Annotated in this window: 13 protein-coding genes and 1 riboswitch; of the genes, 6 read left to right on the top strand and 7 right to left on the bottom strand. The window is 71.4% G+C overall.

Annotation, left to right across the window (positions count from 1 at the left end; genetic code table 11):
• Nucleotides 1-1,040: cation acetate symporter (locus ABZ281_RS11090; RefSeq protein WP_356654273.1), on the top strand; the 1,040-nt coding region annotated here is incomplete at its 5' end.
• A gap of 67 nt (nucleotides 1,041-1,107) precedes the next feature.
• On the opposite strand, the gene ABZ281_RS11085 is transcribed toward ABZ281_RS11090, so the two are convergent.
• The 4 genes from ABZ281_RS11085 to ABZ281_RS11070 all read right to left on the bottom strand — a co-directional run bounded on the left by ABZ281_RS11085 (nucleotide 1,108) and on the right by ABZ281_RS11070 (nucleotide 5,952).
• Nucleotides 1,108-1,788, bottom strand: coding sequence for a response regulator (locus ABZ281_RS11085; protein ID WP_356654275.1), 681 nt, complete (start codon nucleotides 1,786-1,788; stop codon nucleotides 1,108-1,110).
• Nucleotides 1,788-3,461 carry a sensor histidine kinase gene (locus tag ABZ281_RS11080; RefSeq protein ID WP_356654271.1) on the bottom strand — a complete coding sequence of 558 codons (1,674 nt, stop codon included), beginning with the start codon at nucleotides 3,459-3,461 and terminating at the stop codon, nucleotides 1,788-1,790. Before ABZ281_RS11080 ends, ABZ281_RS11085 begins: the two co-directional genes overlap by 1 nt.
• A gap of 209 nt (nucleotides 3,462-3,670) precedes the next feature.
• The gene (locus ABZ281_RS11075) at nucleotides 3,671-4,615 is read right to left on the bottom strand and encodes a sucrase ferredoxin (protein WP_356654269.1); all 945 of its coding nucleotides are present in this window, start codon (nucleotides 4,613-4,615) and stop codon (nucleotides 3,671-3,673) included.
• Nucleotides 4,616-4,668: 53 nt separating this feature from the next.
• Nucleotides 4,669-5,952, bottom strand: coding sequence for a citrate synthase (locus ABZ281_RS11070; protein WP_356654267.1), 1,284 nt, complete (start codon nucleotides 5,950-5,952; stop codon nucleotides 4,669-4,671).
• Between the two features lie 109 nt (nucleotides 5,953-6,061).
• Here ABZ281_RS11070 and ABZ281_RS11065 point away from each other — a divergent pair, with 109 nt between their 5' ends.
• Entirely contained in the window at nucleotides 6,062-7,222 is a 1,161-nt protein-coding gene (locus tag ABZ281_RS11065; protein ID WP_356654265.1) for a citrate synthase, read from the top strand.
• Nucleotides 7,223-7,302: 80 nt separating this feature from the next.
• On the opposite strand, the gene ABZ281_RS11060 is transcribed toward ABZ281_RS11065, so the two are convergent.
• Both ABZ281_RS11060 and ABZ281_RS11055 read right to left on the bottom strand, forming a co-directional pair.
• Nucleotides 7,303-7,542 carry a hypothetical protein gene (locus ABZ281_RS11060; RefSeq protein ID WP_356654263.1) on the bottom strand — a complete coding sequence of 80 codons (240 nt, stop codon included), beginning with the start codon at nucleotides 7,540-7,542 and terminating at the stop codon, nucleotides 7,303-7,305.
• Nucleotides 7,543-7,797: 255 nt separating this feature from the next.
• On the bottom strand, nucleotides 7,798-8,355 hold the full coding sequence (locus ABZ281_RS11055) for a DUF6082 family protein (protein ID WP_356654261.1): 558 nt from the start codon (nucleotides 8,353-8,355) through the stop codon (nucleotides 7,798-7,800).
• 321 nt (nucleotides 8,356-8,676) lie between these two features.
• Between ABZ281_RS11055 and ABZ281_RS11050 the strand changes: the two genes are divergently transcribed.
• A complete protein-coding gene (locus ABZ281_RS11050; protein WP_356654259.1) occupies nucleotides 8,677-9,912 on the top strand; it encodes a CobW family GTP-binding protein in 1,236 nt (411 codons plus the stop codon).
• Here ABZ281_RS11050 and ABZ281_RS11045 read toward each other — a convergent pair.
• Nucleotides 9,909-12,365 carry a DNA topoisomerase IV subunit A gene (locus tag ABZ281_RS11045; RefSeq protein ID WP_356654257.1) on the bottom strand — a complete coding sequence of 819 codons (2,457 nt, stop codon included), beginning with the start codon at nucleotides 12,363-12,365 and terminating at the stop codon, nucleotides 9,909-9,911. The genes ABZ281_RS11050 and ABZ281_RS11045 overlap by 4 nt on opposite strands.
• Nucleotides 12,366-12,704: 339 nt before the next feature.
• Here ABZ281_RS11045 and ABZ281_RS11040 point away from each other — a divergent pair, with 339 nt between their 5' ends.
• From ABZ281_RS11040 to ABZ281_RS11030, 3 genes are all read left to right on the top strand, one after another.
• Nucleotides 12,705-14,096 carry a pitrilysin family protein gene (locus tag ABZ281_RS11040; RefSeq protein WP_356654255.1) on the top strand — a complete coding sequence of 464 codons (1,392 nt, stop codon included), beginning with the start codon at nucleotides 12,705-12,707 and terminating at the stop codon, nucleotides 14,094-14,096.
• Nucleotides 14,093-15,481: a pitrilysin family protein gene (locus ABZ281_RS11035; protein ID WP_356654253.1), complete on the top strand. Its 1,389-nt coding sequence runs from the start codon at nucleotides 14,093-14,095 to the stop codon at nucleotides 15,479-15,481. Before ABZ281_RS11040 ends, ABZ281_RS11035 begins: the two co-directional genes overlap by 4 nt.
• 192 nt (nucleotides 15,482-15,673) lie before the next feature.
• Nucleotides 15,674-15,838, top strand: a riboswitch (cyclic di-AMP (ydaO/yuaA leader).
• A gap of 12 nt (nucleotides 15,839-15,850) precedes the next feature.
• Complete coding sequence (locus ABZ281_RS11030; protein ID WP_356654251.1) at nucleotides 15,851-16,639, top strand: M23 family metallopeptidase; 789 nt, start codon at nucleotides 15,851-15,853, stop codon at nucleotides 16,637-16,639.
• Nucleotides 16,640-16,737 lie beyond the last annotated feature (98 nt).

Below are 16,737 nucleotides of genomic sequence, written 5' to 3'. Positions count from 1 at the left end.
GGATCCAGATCGTCAAGGCCGTTCTGCTGCTCGGCGGCACCATCGCGCTGACGGTGCTCGTCCTGGTGCGCTTCCACGGCGACGTGGACCGGCTGCTGCTCACGGCGGCCGAGCGCAGCGGGCACGGCGAGGCGTTTCTGGCGCCGGGGCTGAAGTACGGCGGGGACTGGACGGCCCGCTTCGACTTCATCAGTCTGGGGCTGGCGCTGGTGCTGGGTACGGCGGGGCTGCCGCATATCCTGTCCCGCTTCTACACGGTGCCCACCGCGCGCGCCGCCCGCCGCTCGGTCGTCTGGGCCGTCGGGCTCATCGGCGGCTTCTACCTCATGACGATCGTGCTCGGGTTCGGCGCGGCCGCCATCCTGGGGCCCGACGCGGTACGAGGGTCGAACGCGTCCGGAAACACGGCGGTTCCGCTGCTGGCACTCGACCTGGGCGGCGGGGCGGGTTCCACCGGGGGGACGGTTCTCTTCGCGATCGTCGCCGCGGTCGCCTTCGCCACGATCCTCGCCGTGGTCGCCGGAATCACGCTCGCGTCCTCCGCGTCCGTTGCCCACGACCTGTACGCCTCCCTGCGGCGCCGGGGCGGGAAGCCGCGCAGCGAGGTGGCCGTGGCCCGTGTCGCGGCCGTCGGCGTCGGCGTGGTGGCGATCGCGCTCGGTCTGCTGGCGCGGGACCTCAACGTGGCGTTCCTGGTCGGCCTGGCCTTCGCCGTTGCCGCGTCGGCGAACCTGCCGGTGCTGCTCTACTCGCTGTTCTGGCGCGGCTTCACCACCCGGGGCGCCGTGTGGGCCGTCTACGGCGGTCTTATCCCGGCCGTGGTGCTCGTGGTGCTGTCCCCGGTCGTCTCGGGAAGCCCCGACTCACTCTTCCCGGGCATCGACCTCCAGTACTTCCCGCTGCAGAACCCGGGGCTGGTCTCGATCCCTCTGGGCTTCCTCGCGGGCTGGCTGGGCACGGTCACTTCGACGGAGGTCGCGGACGAGGCCAAGCACGCGGAGACCGAGGTGCGCTCGCTGACGGGTGCAGGGGCGGCGTAGGGCGTGCCGTCGGCCTCGACAGGAGGGTGACCGGCACCAGTTCGTGGAGGGACCGGCAGGGTGTCGCCTAGCCGCGGGTCGCCCACACGTATCGGTGTTCCGGGCGGCCTGCGTCGCCGTACTTGAGGGTGAGTCTGGCCCGTCCCGTGCGTTCCAGGAGCTTCAGATAGCGCTGGGCGGTCTGACGGCTCACCCCGGTCCGCTCGGCGATCTCCTGGGCGGACAGGGGCCCGCCCGCGTTCATGAGGGACTGGCGGACCAGCTCGGCGGTGGTGGGGGAGTGCCCCTTGGGCAGGTCGGGTTCCGACGGCGCCGAGAGCGCCCCGAAGATGCGGTCCACCTCGGCCTGCTCGGCCTCTCCACCGCCGTCGAGGGTGCGGCGCAGCTCGGCGTACGCCTCCAGCTTGGAGCGCAGGCCGGGGAAGGCGAACGGCTTGACCAGGTACTGCAGCGCGCCGTGCCGCATCGCGGCCTGCACGGTGGAGACGTCCCGCGCGGCCGTGACCATGATCACGTCGGTCTGGTCGCCGCGCCGCCGCATCGCCTGTACGACCGCCAGCCCTGTCGCGTCCGGCAGATAGTGGTCCAGGAGTACCAGGTCCAGCCGCGGCAGCGTCTCCAGTCGGTGCAGCGCTTCCGCGGCGCTGTGGGCCACGCCGGCGACGTGGAAGCCCGGCACCTTCTCGACGTAGGCGGCGTTGACCCGCGCGACCCTCATGTCGTCGTCCACGACCAGGACCTCGATCATCACGACTTCTCCTCGGTGCTCTGCGGAGCCGACGGTACGGTCAGGACCGCCGGCTCCGGGCCCGGCTCGGCCAGCGCCTCCGGCAGGACGACGGTGAACTCCGCGCCCCCGCCGTGTGCCTCGCCGACGGTCACCCCGCCGCCCTGCCGCTCCGCGAGCCTGCGCACCAGGGAGAGTCCGATACCCCGCTCGCGGTGAGCCGGCGGCTTCTTCGTAGACCATCCCGTGGTGAAGATCAACTCGCGGTGCTCCGGCGGGATCCCGGGCCCCGTGTCGCGCACCCTGAGGATCGCCGTACGTCCCTCCGCGCGCAGTTCGACCTCCACGCGCGCATGCGGTGTGCCGGCGACGGCGTCAAGGGCGTTGTCGACCAGGTTCCCGACGACGGTGACGAGCCCCTGCGGGTCGACCAGCCGGTCGGGCAGCCGGGTCCGGTCCGACACCCACAGGGCGACGCCCCGCTCGGCGGCGACGGTCGCCTTGCCGACCAGCAGGGCGGCGAGGAGCGGGTCCTCGATCCGCTCCGTGACCTGTTCCGCGGTGGCGCGGTGGTCGCCGACGACCTCGCCGACGAACTCGATGGCGTCGTCGTACATCTCCAGTTCGAGCAGTCCCAGAAGCGTGTGCATGCGGTTGGCGTGCTCGTGGTCCTGGGCGCGCAGGGCGTCGATCAGACCGTGGGTGGAGTCCAGTTCGCGGCCCAGCTGCTCCAGCTCGGTGCGGTCGCGCAGGGTGGCGACGGCGCCGCCGTCGTCGGTGGGCATGCGGTTGGCGACCAGCACCCGCTGCCCGCGCACGGTGAGCAGATCCGTCCCCGTCACGCGTCCGGCCAGCACATCGGCCGTACGGCCCGCGCCGAGCGCCTCGTCGGGGGAGCGGCCCACCACCGTCTCCCCGATGCCCAGCAGGCGCTGTGCCTCGTCGTTCACGAGGCGGATGCGGCCGGTGCAGTCCAGGGCGACGACGCCCTCCCGGATGCCGTGCAGCATCGCCTCGCGTTCGGACAGCAGCGCCGCGATGTCCGAGAAGGCCAAGTCCCTGGTCTGCCGCTGAACCCGCCGGGAGATGAGCCACGCGGCCAGCGCTCCTACGGCCAGGGCGCCGCCGGCATACGCGAGCAGCCCCGGGATCGCGTGGATCAGGCGGGCCCGGACGCTGTCGTAGGCGATGCCGACGGAGACCGCGCCGACGACCGTGCCGTCGCTGTCGCGCAGCGGCACCTTGCCCCGGGCGGAGCGGCCCAGGGTGCCGCTGTCGATCTCCATGACCTCCTTGCCGGCCAGGGCCTGGCCGGGGTCGGTGGAGACGATGCCGCCGATCTGTTTGGGGTCCGTGTGGGACCAGCGCACGCCCCGCCAGTCCATCACCACGATGTACTCGGCCTTGGTGGCCTTCCGGATCCGCTCCGCCTCCCGCTGCACCGGGCCGTTCGGCGACGGCGGCGTCTGACTCACGTCCCGTGCGAGCTCCGGCTGCTGCGCGGTCGTCTGCGCGATCGCGAGCGCGCGGCGCATCGCCTGGTCGTCCAGCTGGTTGCTGAGGGGCGCGAGGAACAGCCCGGTCGCGAGCACCGCGACTCCCGCGGCGATCGCCACCTGCATCAGCAGCACCTGCGAGAACACCCGCCGGGGCAGGCCGAGGCGCAGGCGGCGTGCGGGGGGAGTGGGGCTCATACCCAAGACGGTACGTGCGGCCGGCTGCCTGCCCTAGACGGGTGTGGCGTGGATCTCCAGATCAATGTGTGCGGAGCCGCAGCATCAAGGCACGAGAGCCGGCAGCGTCAATGGACGAAGGGGGCGGAGTCCATGCTTGACGGGCGGCATCAATGCCCGACCGGGGCATCCATACCGGAGGGCCGCCGCTGTCCGTGCGAGCCGAACGGTCAGCCGGCCAGCGCCGCCGCCATCCTCACCTCGCGCACCGCCACCACGTCCATCCGCGCGGGTGAACCGAGGACGGACGTCCCGCAGCTCTCGGGACGGGCCGGCAGTCCCGCGCCCTGGGCCACCTCGACCTGCCAGCGGCGCCTGTCGGTGTGGGCGACGGTCACCTCCCAGCGCGAGGCCGAGCCGACCGTCCGGACGACGCTCAGCGCCTCCGCGGTGTGTTCACCCATCCTGGTGCGCACGGCGAGCTCGGCCACCTGACCGGGCCGTTCCCACGCGGAGCTGCCCCGGCACCCCTCCACGACGATCCGCCCCTCCCGGGCGCCGTGCAGGACCTCCTTGAGGGAGTGGGCCTCCGCCCGGCCGTACGCGTATCCGTACGGCAGCACGAGCACCGTGGGGGAGAAGCGGTGACCACCCAGATGGGTGACCTCCCAGACGTCATCGACCCCGGACGTCGCCAGCTCGGCCGCGAGGGGCCTGCCGAGGAGTGCGCAGCAGCGGTCGCGCTTGCCGTTGGTGCAGACGAGGGCGAGCGGGTCACCGTCGTGGGGCCGGCCGCCGAGCAGCGTGTCGAACGTTTGGTGGTCGCCACGGCCGAGTGAGGGGAAGTCGAGGCCGAGCAGCTGTCCGGGGTCCGATGCAGAGGCGCTGTGCAGCCACACGTTTCCCGGGACGACGTGCGCGACGTACACCCGTCGCGCGGCGGGCATGCGGCGGTCCGCGTGGCGTCCGGGGCGGCGGATGAGCGCGATCCGTACGCCCGTGTCCTTGGCCGCGGCCTCCAGGGCACGTCCAAGGGCGGGGTCCAGGTGGCTCGAAGTGAGCGCCTTGGCACCCCACGGGCCGGGCTGTTCGATCAACAGCCAGGTCTTCGCGGTGGCCGCGGTTCCCGAAACGGGCTCGTCGAAGTCCCGGGAGACGCTTGAACACGTACTCACAGAGGTGAGCCTAACCTGACTTCGGCCGCGGCGAATTTCGGCCCTGCCCCGCGCTACACCGGCAGTGGTTGCGGAGGCTTCGGACCTGCGTAGAGACCGCTCGGGCGCATGCGCAGCGGGCGTTCGCCGTACTCCTCCAGGGCGTGCGCGATCCAGCCCGCCGTGCGGGCCACGGCGAAGATCGTCTCGCCCGCGGTCGGGGCCATGCCGCAGGACACCGTGAAGACGGCGAGCGCCAGGTCCACGTTGGCGTGCAGCGGGGCGTGCCGGGCGGTGGTCTCGACGATGTCACGGGCGGCGAGGAGAGCGGGCTCCGCGCGCGGGATCCGCTCCAGGAGGGAGAACAGGGCACGTGCGCGTGGGTCCTCGCCGGGGTAGAGCCGGTGGCCGAGGCCCGGGACGCGGCGGCCGGCGCGCAGTTCGTCCGCGATCACCGGTGCCGCGTCGCCCTGTTCGAGCACGTCCTGCAGCAGCCGGTGGGCGAGCCCGCTGGCCGCGCCGTGCAGTGGGCCCTCGATGACGCCGAGCCCGGCGGAGACCGCCGCGTAGGGGTGGGCACGGGCCGAGGCGGCGACGCGCACCGCGAGGGTGGAGGCGGCCAGGTCGTGGTCGACGAGGAGGGCGAGGGCGGCGTCCAGGGCGCGCAGGGACGCCTCGTCGGGGTCCTTGCGCACCGAGAGCCGGGTCCACAGGCGGTGGGCCATGGGGCCGTCGTCACGGCGGTGGTGTCCCGCCGGAGGCAGCGCGGCGACGAGCGTGGGGATGAGGGTGCGCGCGGTGCCGAGGACGGCGTCCTCGGACAGGTCGAACCGCAGTGGGTCGGCCGTCGCGGCGGCGACCGTCGCGACCCGCAGCAGGTCGGCGGGCGCGGCGTGTTCGGGCAGTGCCTCGACGGCGCGGCGGGCGACGGAGACGAAGGCGGCGGGCGCGGTGAACGTGCTGCCCGGGAGCATCCGGCCCGTCCAGAGCCATTCGGCGACCTCCTCGTAGGTGTGCCGGTTGGCCAGGTCGACCGCGTCGACACCGCGGAAGAAGTAGCGGTCGCTCTCGATGAGCGTGAGGCGGGTGCGGACGGACAGCTCGCCACCGGAATTGCCCCCGCCGGAGCCGCCCGAGCCGGAACCGCTCGAGCCGTCCCGCCTGTTGCGCCGGGCGAGCGTCTCGACCTCCCCGGCGTCGAAGGTGCTGCCCCGGCCACCGCTCACCCGTCGGCTGCTGAGCTGGCCGCGGCTCACGTACGCGTACACGGTCTCCGGCTTCACTCCGAGCCGCTCGGCGGCCTCCTTGGTGCTCAACCGCCGTTCCGCGTCCATGGGGGCGGGCTCTTGATCGCGCATGGGGGTCACCGTATCCGTCCACCGGCCCATTGACTGATGTATTGATTCAATCAATATTGACAGTCCTGAGTCAACCATGGACAGTCGAATCAAGTCCAGGGAGGAAGTCATGTCCGTCAACAGGTCAGCAGCCACTCTTCTCGAAGCGCCTCGAGGGCTCGCCGGTGTCGTCGTCACCGACACCCGGATCGGTGACGTCCGCGGTCAGGAGGGCTTCTACCACTACCGGCAGTATTCGGCCGTCGACCTCGCGCGAACCCGCGGCTTCGAGGACGTCTGGCATCTCCTCGTACACGGTGAACTGCCGGACGCCGCGCAGAGCGCGGCCTTCGCGGCCGAGACCGCCGCGCTGCGGCGGCTGTCCGACGAGGTGCGCGCGGCACTGCCTGCCATCGCCGCGGCCGGCGGGCGTTCCGGTCCCCTGGCGGGGATGCGTACGGCCCTCTCGCTGCTGGGCGCGGCGAAGGGGTTCCGGCCCGTGTACGACGTCGACGCCGACCGGCGTCGGCAGGACACCATCGAGGCGGCCGCGGCCGTGCCCACGCTGCTCGCCGCGCTGCATCGGCTGGGCAAGGGGCTGGAGCCGGTGGAGCCGCGCGAGGACCTGTCCTGTGCGGCGAACTACCTGTACATGCTGACCGGTTCGGTGCCCACCGAGACGCACGCGCGGGCGATCGAGCAGTACCTGATCTCAACCATTGACCACGGATTCAATGCATCAACCTTCACGGCTCGCGTCATCGCGTCGACGGGCGCGGACGTGGCGGCCTGCCTCGCCGGGGCGGTGGCGGCACTGTCGGGGCCGCTGCACGGGGGTGCGCCCAGTCGAGCGCTGGACACCCTGGATGCGATCGGCGCCCCGGACCGTATCGACTCCTGGGTGCGTCAGCGGGTGCTCGCCGGTGAGCGCATCATGGGCTTCGGGCACGCGATCTACCGCACGGAGGACCCCCGGTCCCGGATGCTGCGCGAGGTCGCCCAGGGGTTCGGCGGACCGCGGGTGGACTTCGCCGTCGAGGTCGAGCGTCACATCGAGGCGATCCTGGCGGAGCTGAAGCCCGGCCGGGAACTCCACACCAACGTCGAGTACTACGCGGGCGTGGTCATGGAACTCTGCGGCCTGCCCCGCGAGATGTTCACCCCGACCTTCGCCGCCGGGCGCGTGGTGGGCTGGAGTGCCAACATCCTCGAGCAGGCGGAGGACACGAAGATCATCAGGCCGGTGGCGCGGTACGTGGGGCCGGAGGCGCCGGCGCCGTTGCCCGCCTGAGCGAAGGTGCCGCAGAGCGCGAAGGCTTGGCACCGGAAGGTGCCGGGCCTTCGCCTCGGGCCGGTGGGTGAGCGACGGGATCAGGCGTCGGGAATGTCGCCCTTGGCATCGATGAGGGTTCTGCGCGAGACCACGACGATGCGCTCGTAGTCGGCCCTGGACGCGTCGGAGGGGAGCTTCCCGTCCAGTTCTTCGGTGAGGTCCGTGCCGATCACAGCGAACCTGCCGTCGGACAGCTCGAAGATATCGGGGCAATTGGCACCAGTCGCACTGCCCCGGGCGCTGGGAGGGGTGCCAATCCGACGGATGATGTGGCTCACTGTTCTTGCGTTCCTTTTGATCTCGAGGCGTGGTGCGCACTGCGCCTGCGGTGCGATGCGGCCCTGTGGGGCCGCGGCCTCGACAACCGGGCGGCGTGGAGCGGCGGTGGTCGACCCGGTTCGCGGGATGCGCAGTAGTCAACCTTGTTGGCACCTGGGGAAACGCGCCGGTTTATGAGTTCGTTACCGCCCAGCCGTGTGATCCCTTCCGGAGAGTGATCCGCGAGGTGCGGTGCTTACGGCCGGGGCGTGGAACTACTCGCCAGGCGGATCCCCGACGACCCACCACTCGTCGATGTCCGCCTCCTCCAGCTGCACGAGCAGATCGTCGACCATGCGGCCCAGCCCGGCCTCGTCGGAGGTGTCGACGAGGGTCGCCCGGTGCGGGCGGCTGGCGTACCAGTACTCCCTGAAGAGGGGGTTCTGCAGCATGCTCCGGGCGAAGCCGAAGAACTCCTCTCTGGTCACGTTGCCCATGCGGTAGTAGCACAGGGCGTTGGTGTAGAGGGCGTTGGCGAAGAGGAACTGGCGCTGCTTCCTCGGGGAGGCGGTTCCGTCGTAGGCGTCGAGCACCTCGGCCAGTTCCGGATCGTCCATCGCCTTGCTCAGCAACTCCCAGTGCAGACGCTGCTGGTGCGCGAAGTTGGTCCGGCGCTCGGACTGCGCGGCCTCCTCCAGGTGTTCGATCCGGGCGCGCAATGCGTGGAACGCGGGCCACTGCAGGGCCAGGGCGACGGCGGCACCGGCCGCCAGGCCCATCCCGGCCGAGGCGGTGGCCCGCAGTCCTCGAAACCCAAATTTCTGTGTGGTCATGTCAACCCCCGGTTCAGGCGGCCGTCCGCCGGTCGTCGGGGTGCGGGTCGACTGGAGGGGACCGGCGAGCGGTGGGCGGCGCTTGCCGTCTCCCAGAGTGCCGAGCGGCTCTGATCGGCGGGGAGGCAGAGAGGAGGCGCACGGAGGGAAGCGAGGGTCGCACAAACCGGCGCCATGCCCAACGTCTGCCCCGCGAGTGCTGCTAACAATCGTTCACTTCGGCGTGGATCTCACGGCTCGTATCCTGGGGCGGCATCCCCATTTCCCACGTGTGCCGGGAACGCGAGCCGGTGCACGCGTCGGCGCGAGAGAGGTCGCACGGTGAGCCAGCCGAGTCCGAAACCGCAGCAGATCCCGGTCGTCGTCCTGGCCGGATTCCTCGGCTCGGGGAAGACCACCCTGCTCAATCACCTCCTGCACCGCAGCGGCGGCAGCCGTATCGGCGCTCTCGTCAACGACTTCGGGGCGATCGAGATCGACGCGATGGCCGTGGCGGGAGCGCTCGGCGACTCGACGGTCTCGCTCGGCAACGGCTGCCTGTGCTGCGCCGTCGACGCGAGCGAACTGGACCAGTATCTGGAGCGGCTCGCGGAGCCCACCCTCGGCATCGACGTCATCGTCATCGAGGCCAGCGGTCTCGCCGAACCGCAGGAACTCGTGCGGATGCTGCTGGCCAGCGAGCATCCGGGGGTGGTGTACGGCGGGCTCGTCGAGGTCGTCGACGCCGCCGAGTTCGACGACACCCGGGCCAGACACCCCGAGATCGACCGGCATCTCGCACTGGCCGACCTCGTGGTGGTCAACAAGCTCGACCGGGCAGCGGACGGCGAACGCGTCCTCGGCCTGGTCCGGACCCTCGTCGACGGCGTCGCCGTCGTCCCGGCCACCTACGGCCGGATCGACCCCGAGTTCCTCTTCGACTGCCGACCGAGCGAGGAGCGCATCGGGCAGCTGTCCTTCGACGACCTGCACCAAGGCGACCTGCACCAAGACGACCTGCACCAAGACGACCTGCACGAAGGCGGCCGGCAGAAAGGCGACCTGCACGAAGGCGGCTTGCAGAAAGGCGACCTGCACGTAGGCGGCCTCCACGAAGAGAGCCTCCACGAGGGCGGCCTCAATGGAGAGGGCCTCGACGAAGGCGCCCCCCGCCACAACCCGCACGATCACACCGGTCACCTGCACGCCGCCTACGACAGCCTGTCGTTCGTCTCCCCGGGCCCCCTCGACCCGCGCCGGCTGATGACGTTCCTCGACAGCCGCCCGGAGGGGCTGTACCGGATCAAGGGTTACGTCGACTTCGGGCCGTACGACGTCCGCAACCGCTACGCCGTCCATGCCGTCGGACGGTTCCTGCGCTTCTACCCGGAGCCCTGGCCGGCCGGAGGCGAACGCCTCACCCAGCTGGTCCTCATCGGCTCGGGGATCGACACCGCCGCGCTCGAAAAGGAGCTGGAGGCGTCCAGGAGCGACGCCCCACACGCCGACGAGCACGGCATGTGGGGCGTCCTGCGCTACGTACGCGACCCCGAGGAGGACGGCGCGGACCCGGCCTAGACCGGCCCGGCCACCACCGCCACCGTCTTCGCCAGGGACACCCCCGAGCCGTCGCGGCGCGGGTCGATCTCCGGGAGGTCGGCCGGGGTGCCGTTCTTCTGCGCGGCGAGCGCGGGGACGGGGCCCGCCCAGGCCAGGGACAGGCAGTCCTCGCCCTTCAGGAACCGCTGGCAGCGAACACCGCCGGTGGCGCGGCCCTTGCGCGGGTACTGGTCGAACGGGGTCAGCTTGGCCGTCGTCTGGACGGAGTCGTCCAGCGTGCCCCGCGAGCCCGCGACGGTGAAGACGACGGCGTCCACGGCCGGGTCCACCGCCGTGAAGGAGATGACCTTCGCGCCCTCGGTGAGCTTGATGCCGGCCACACCGCCGGCCGGGCGGCCCTGCGGGCGGACCTGGGACGCCTGGAAACGCAGCAGCTGCGCGTCGTCGGTGACGAAGACCAGGTCCTCCTCGCCGGTGCGCAGCTCGACCGCGCCGACGATCCGGTCGTCCTCCTTGAGAGTGATCACCTCGAGCTCGTCCTTGTTGACCGGATAGTCCGGCACCACGCGCTTGACGACGCCCTGGGCCGTGCCGAGCGCGAGGCCCGGCGACGACTCGTCGAGCGTGGTCAGGCAGACCACCGTCTCGTCGTCCTCCAGGGAGACGAACTCCGCCAGCGGCGCGCCCCCGGCGAGGTTCGCTGCCGACAGCGACTCCGGCAGCTGGGGCAGGTCGACCACGTTCAGCCGCAGCAGCCGGCCCGCCGAGGTGACCGCGCCCACCTCACCGCGGGCGGTGGCCGGCACCGCCGAGACGATCACGTCGTGCTTCACGCGCTTGGCGCCGGGCTCCTCCGTGAAGGGCTCGCCGTTCGCCGTGCGGGCCAGCAGCCCCGTGGAGGACAGCAGTACCCGGCACGGGTCGTCGGCCACCTGGAGCGGCACGGTCGCGACCGGGGCACCGCCCGACTCCAACAGCACCGTACGCCGGTCGGTGCCGAACTTCTTGGCGACGTTGGCCAGTTCGGAGGAGACCAGCTTGCGCAGCTCGGAGTCCGAGTCGAGGATCCGGGTCAGCTCCTCGATCTCCGCGGTGAGCCGGTCCTTCTCCGACTCCAGCTCGATGCGGTCGTACTTGGTCAGACGGCGCAGCGGCGTGTCGAGGATGTACTGCGTCTGCACCTCGCTCAGCGAGAACTGCTCCATCAGGCGCTGCTTGGCCTGCGCGGAGTTCTCGCTGGAGCGGATCAGGCGGATGACCTCGTCGATGTCCAGCAGGGCCGTCAGCAGACCCTCGACCAGGTGCAGCCGGTCGCGCTTCTTGGAGCGGCGGAACTCCGAGCGCCGCCGTACGACGTTGAAGCGGTGGTCGAGGTAGACCTCCAGGAGCTCCTTCAGGCCCAGCGTGAGCGGCTGGCCGTCCACCAGCGCCACGTTGTTGATGCCGAAGGACTCCTCCATCGGCGTCAGCTTGTAGAGCTGCTCCAGGACCGCCTCCGGCACGAAGCCGTTCTTGATCTCGATGACCAGGCGCAGGCCGTGCTCGCGGTCGGTGAGGTCCTTGACGTCGGCGATGCCCTGGAGCTTCTTGGAACCGACCAGGTCCTTGATCTTGGCGATGACCTTCTCGGGGCCGACCGTGAAGGGCAGCTCTGTGACGACGAGGCCCTTGCGGCGGGCCGTCACGGGCTCCACCGACACCGTCGCCCGGATCTTGAACGTGCCGCGGCCGGACTCGTACGCGTCCCGGATGCCGGCCAGGCCGACGATGCGGCCGCCCGTGGGCAGGTCGGGGCCCGGGACGTGCTTCATCAGGGCGTCGAGATCGGCGTTCGGGAACCTGATCAGGTGGCGGGCGGCGGCGATGACCTCGCGCAGGTTGTGCGGCGCCATGTTCGTGGCCATACCGACTGCGATGCCCGAGGCGCCGTTGACCAGGAGGTTCGGGAATGCGGCGGGCAGAGCCACCGGTTCCTGCTCCTGGCCGTCGTAGTTGGGGTTGAAGTCGACGGTGTCCTCGTCGATCGACTCCGTCATCAGGCTCGTCGCCTCGGCCATCCGGCACTCGGTGTACCGCATGGCGGCCGGCGGGTCGTCGTTGCCCAGCGAGCCGAAGTTGCCGTGGCCGTCGACCAGGGGGACTCGCATCGAGAAGGGCTGGGCCATGCGCACCAGGGCGTCGTAGATCGACGCGTCGCCGTGCGGGTGCAGCTTGCCCATCACCTCGCCGACGACCCGGGCGCACTTGACGTACCCGCGCTCGGGGCGCAGGCCCATCTCGCTCATCTGGTAGACGATGCGGCGGTGCACCGGCTTGAGGCCGTCGCGTGCGTCCGGCAGGGCGCGGGAGTAGATGACCGAGTACGCGTACTCGAGGAAGGAGCCCTGCATCTCGTCGACGACGTCGATGTCGAGGATCCGCTCCTCGAACGAGTCGTCGGGCGGCGGGGTCTTCGTGCTGCGGCGGGCCATCGCTGCCGGCTCCTCCTGTTGCTGGTCGCTTGCCTACGGGGGCGTTCATGTCGGTGCGAGACGTCGAGCGTGCTCGGGCCCTTCGGGCCTTCGCGTGCTCGCCACCGACCGCCTTTGCGGCTCGCTCGTGCTGCTGCGATCCGGATCTGATGCCGACCATTGTGGACCGCCGCACTGACAACCGGGACCAGGACCCTGCCCGAGGCGTCTCTCGTGCTCTCGGGCCCAGGTCGCCGCCGGGAACTTCACCAGGGCTCCGCACGCTTGCATACAGTGGCAGGACCGGCAGGAATCCGCGGTCTGAACAACCGCTCAGCGATCGAAGGGACGTACATGCCCATGGGTCACACGGCCACAGCCCAGGCAGGCTCCGGGGGCCTGACAGCGACCGAGCACCGCCTGGCCAACGGCCTGCGCGTGGTGCTCTCCGAGGACCACCTGACCCCGGTCGCGGCGGTGTGCCTCTGGTACGACGTCGGCTCACGCCACGAAGTCAAGGGGCGTACCGGCCTGGCTCACCTTTTCGAGCACCTCATGTTCCAGGGGTCTGCGCAGGTCAAGGGCAACGGCCACTTCGAGTTCGTCCAGGGCGCGGGTGGCTCGCTGAACGGCACGACCAGTTTCGAGCGGACCAACTACTTCGAGACCATGCCCACCCACCAGCTTGAGCTCGCCCTCTGGCTGGAGGCCGACCGCATGGGCTCGCTGCTGGCCGCGCTCGACGACGAGTCGATGGAGAACCAGCGGGACGTCGTCAAGAACGAGCGCCGCCAGCGCTACGACAACGTCCCCTACGGCACCGCCTTCGAGAAGCTGACCGCCCTCGCCTACCCGGAGGGCCACCCCTACCACCACACCCCGATCGGCTCGATGGCCGACCTGGACGCGGCGACCCTGGAGGACGCGCGCGCCTTCTTCCGCACCTACTACGCGCCGAACAACGCCGTGCTCTCCGTGGTCGGCGACATCGACCCGGAGCGGACGCTCGCCTGGGTCGAGAAGTACTTCGGCTCCATCCCCGGTCACGACGGCAAGCCCGCCCCGCGCGAGGGGTCGCTGCCGGAGACCATCGGCGAGCAGCTGCGCGAGGTCGTCGAGGAGGAGGTCCCGGCCCGCGCCCTGATGGCCGCCTACCGGCTGCCGCACGACGGCACGCGCGCGTGCGACGCGGCCGATCTGGCCCTCACCGTCCTCGGCGGCGGCGAGTCCTCCCGCCTCTACAACCGGCTCGTGCGCCGGGACCGTACGGCGGTGGCGGCCGGCTTCGGCCTGCTGCGGCTCGCCGGTGCGCCCTCCCTGGGGTGGCTGGACGTGAAGACGTCCGGCGACGTGGAGGTTCCGGTCATCGAGACCGCCATCGACGAGGAGCTCGCCCGGTTCGCCGAGGAGGGCCCCACGCCCGAGGAGATGGAGCGCGCCCAGGCCCAGTTGGAGCGCGAGTGGCTGGACCGGCTCGGCACGGTCGCCGGCCGCGCCGACGAACTGTGCCGGTACGCCGTGCTCTTCGGAGACCCGCAGCTCGCCCTGACCGCCGTCCAGCGCGTGCTGGAGATCACCGCGGAGGAGGTCCAGGAGGTCGCCGAGGCCCGCCTGCGACCCGACAACCGCGCGGTGCTCGTCTACGAGCCCGTCGCCGGCGAGACCGGCGACGCGGAGACCGCCGAGGACGCCGGCACCACCGACGACACCGCAGCCGCGGCCACCGACGAGAACGAGGAGGCGGCCAAGTGACCGAGCTCGCCACGATGGACTTCCACCCCCGGCCGCAGGCGGGCGACGCCCGGCCCTGGGCCTTCCCGGCCCCCGAGCGCGGCACGCTGGACAACGGCCTGACGGTGCTGCGCTGCCATCGCCCCGGCCAGCAGGTCGTCGCCGTGGAGGTGCTGCTGGACGCCCCCCTGGAGGCGGAGCCGGCCGGACTCGACGGTGTGGCCACGATCATGGCCCGGGCCTTCTCCGAGGGCACCGACAAGCACTCCGCCGAGGACTTCGCCGCGGAACTGGAGCGCGCCGGTGCCACCCTCGACGCGCATGCGGACCACCCCGGCGTCCGGCTCAGCCTGGAGGTGCCGGCCTCCCGGCTCGCCAAGGGGCTGGGCCTGGTCGCCGACGCCCTGAGGGCGCCCGCCTTCGCCGACAGCGAGGTCGAGCGGCTGGTCAACAACCGCCTCGACGAGATCCCGCACGAGTTGGCCAACCCCTCCCGCCGCGGGGCCAAGGAGCTCTCCAAGGAGCTGTTCCCGGCGGACGCGCGCATGTCGCGGCCCCGGCAGGGCAGCGAGGAGACCGTCGCCGCCATCGACTCCGCGGCCGTGCGCGCCTTCTACGAGAAGCACGTCCGCCCCGCCACGGCCACCGTCGTGGTCGTCGGCGACCTCACCGGCATCGACCTGGACGCCCTGCTCGGGGACACGCTGGGCGCCTGGACGGGCTTCTCGGCCGAGCCGCGTCCCGTGCCGCCCGTGACCGCCGACGACACCGGCCGGGTCGTCATCGTGGACCGCCCGGGCGCCGTCCAGACGCAGCTGCTGATCGGCCGGATCGGGCCGGACCGGCACGATCGCGTGTGGCCCGCGCAGGTGCTCGGCACGTACTGCCTCGGCGGCACCCTCACCTCGCGCCTGGACCGCGTCCTGCGCGAGGAGAAGGGCTACACCTACGGCGTACGGGCGTTCGGCCAGGTCCTCAGGTCCGCCCCGGACGGCACGGGTGCCGCGATGCTCGCCATCAGCGGTTCGGTCGACACGCCCAACACCGGCCCCGCCCTGCAGGACCTCTGGACGGTGCTGCGTACCCTCGCCGCCGAGGGGCTGACCGACGCCGAGCGGGACGTCGCCGTGCAGAACCTGGTGGGTGTGGCGCCGCTGAAGTACGAGACGGCGGCGGCCGTGGCGAGCACGCTGGCCGACCAGGTCGAGCAGCACCTGCCCGACGACTACCAGGCCACGCTGTACCGGCAGCTCGCCGCGACCGGCACCGTGGAGGCCACCGCGGCGGCCGTGAGCGCCTTCCCGGTGGACCGTCTGGTGACCGTCCTCGTCGGTGACGCGGCGCAGATCAAGGCACCTGTCGAGGCCCTCGGCATCGGCGAAGTCACCGTCGTCGCCGCCGAGTAACGACACGCGAGCGCAGGGGCCCTGGTTGTCTTCAAAGGCACCAGGGCCCCTTTATGCCCGAATTGGGATGGGAGTTGCCTGTCTGCCCTGTGGGATGCGCTACAAAAGCCGGGATTCGTTTGGGAATTGAAAGTGGCGCCGCTTAGCGTCATCCGGGCTGTTCGTCAGGCAGTGCGCCGCACCCGCGGCACCGGACAGTCATCGCCGAGTCCCCGTACGGCGCGAGCCAGGGGAGCCGGGGACCCATCGCAGTCCCTGGGGTGAATCGGGCGCCCGCGCGAGTCGCGAGGGAGTCCGTAGGAGACCTTCCTGCTCCGAACCCGTCAGCTAACCCGGTAGGCGAGAGGGAAGGAAAGGACCAGCCATCACATGGCGTTCACTCGCGCCACCGGGAAGCACCGTCGTCCCAGCAGGATGCAGCGCTCCACCGCCCGCGCGGCAGGCGTCGCGGCCCTCGCCACCACCGGCGTGATCGGCACCGTGGCGGCCCCCGCCGCCTTCGCCGCCGAACCCAGCGCCGAGCAGACCGGCCTCACCCCGGTCGTCACCATGGGCGACACCGCGGCCCAGCAGATCGACGCCCAGGCCCTCGCGCAGCAGCACGCCGCCGATGAGGCCGCCGCCAAGCAGAAGGCCGAGGAGGCCGCCCGCAAGCGGGCCGCCCAGCTGGCCGAGAGGGCCAAGGAGGCGGCCGAGAAGGCCCACGAGGCCAAGGAGCGTGCCGCCCGCGAGGCCGAGCGCAAGCGCCTCAACACCTTCGTGGCCCCGATCTCCGGCTCGTACGTCTCCACCGGCTACCAGGCCAGCAGCGGCCTGTGGTCCTCCGGCAGCCACACCGGTGTCGACTTCCACGCCGCCAGCGGCACCTCCGTCCACGCCGTCGGCGCGGGCACCGTCGTCGAGGCCGGCTGGGGCGGCTCCTACGGCAACCAGATCGTGATCAAGATGAACGACGGGACGTACACCCAGTACGGCCACCTGTCCTCCATCGGCGTCTCGGTGGGCCAGCAGGTCACCCCCGGTCAGCAGATCGGCCTGTCCGGTGCGACCGGCAACGTCACCGGCCCTCACCTGCACTTCGAGGCCCGCACCAGCCCCGAGTACGGCTCGGACATCGACCCGGTCGCCTACCTCCGCTCGCACGGCGTGGGTGTCTGACCGGAACCTCTCCGCTCTCCCCGAAAGCCCCGGCTCCCCGAGCCGGGGCTTTCGGCGTTTACGGTCGCCCACTGTCCAAAATATATCCATGGATTGTC

This window comes from Streptomyces sp. NPDC006265 (assembly GCF_040613555.1).
Taxonomy (GTDB): domain Bacteria; phylum Actinomycetota; class Actinomycetes; order Streptomycetales; family Streptomycetaceae; genus Streptomyces.
This window is presented reverse-complemented; position numbering and strand designations above follow the sequence as displayed.

Coding starts and splice junctions, on each gene's coding strand:
- ABZ281_RS11085 (WP_356654275.1), bottom strand. CDS start 1,788: ATGATCGAGGTCCTGGTCGTGGACGACGACATGAGGGTCGCGCGGGTC.
- ABZ281_RS11080 (WP_356654271.1), bottom strand. CDS start 3,461: ATGAGCCCCACTCCCCCCGCACGCCGCCTGCGCCTCGGCCTGCCCCGG.
- ABZ281_RS11070 (WP_356654267.1), bottom strand. CDS start 5,952: ATGCGCGATCAAGAGCCCGCCCCCATGGACGCGGAACGGCGGTTGAGC.
- ABZ281_RS11065 (WP_356654265.1), top strand. CDS start 6,062: ATGTCCGTCAACAGGTCAGCAGCCACTCTTCTCGAAGCGCCTCGAGGG.
- ABZ281_RS11055 (WP_356654261.1), bottom strand. CDS start 8,355: ATGACCACACAGAAATTTGGGTTTCGAGGACTGCGGGCCACCGCCTCG.
- ABZ281_RS11045 (WP_356654257.1), bottom strand. CDS start 12,365: ATGGCCCGCCGCAGCACGAAGACCCCGCCGCCCGACGACTCGTTCGAG.
- ABZ281_RS11040 (WP_356654255.1), top strand. CDS start 12,705: ATGGGTCACACGGCCACAGCCCAGGCAGGCTCCGGGGGCCTGACAGCG.
- ABZ281_RS11030 (WP_356654251.1), top strand. CDS start 15,851: ATGGCGTTCACTCGCGCCACCGGGAAGCACCGTCGTCCCAGCAGGATG.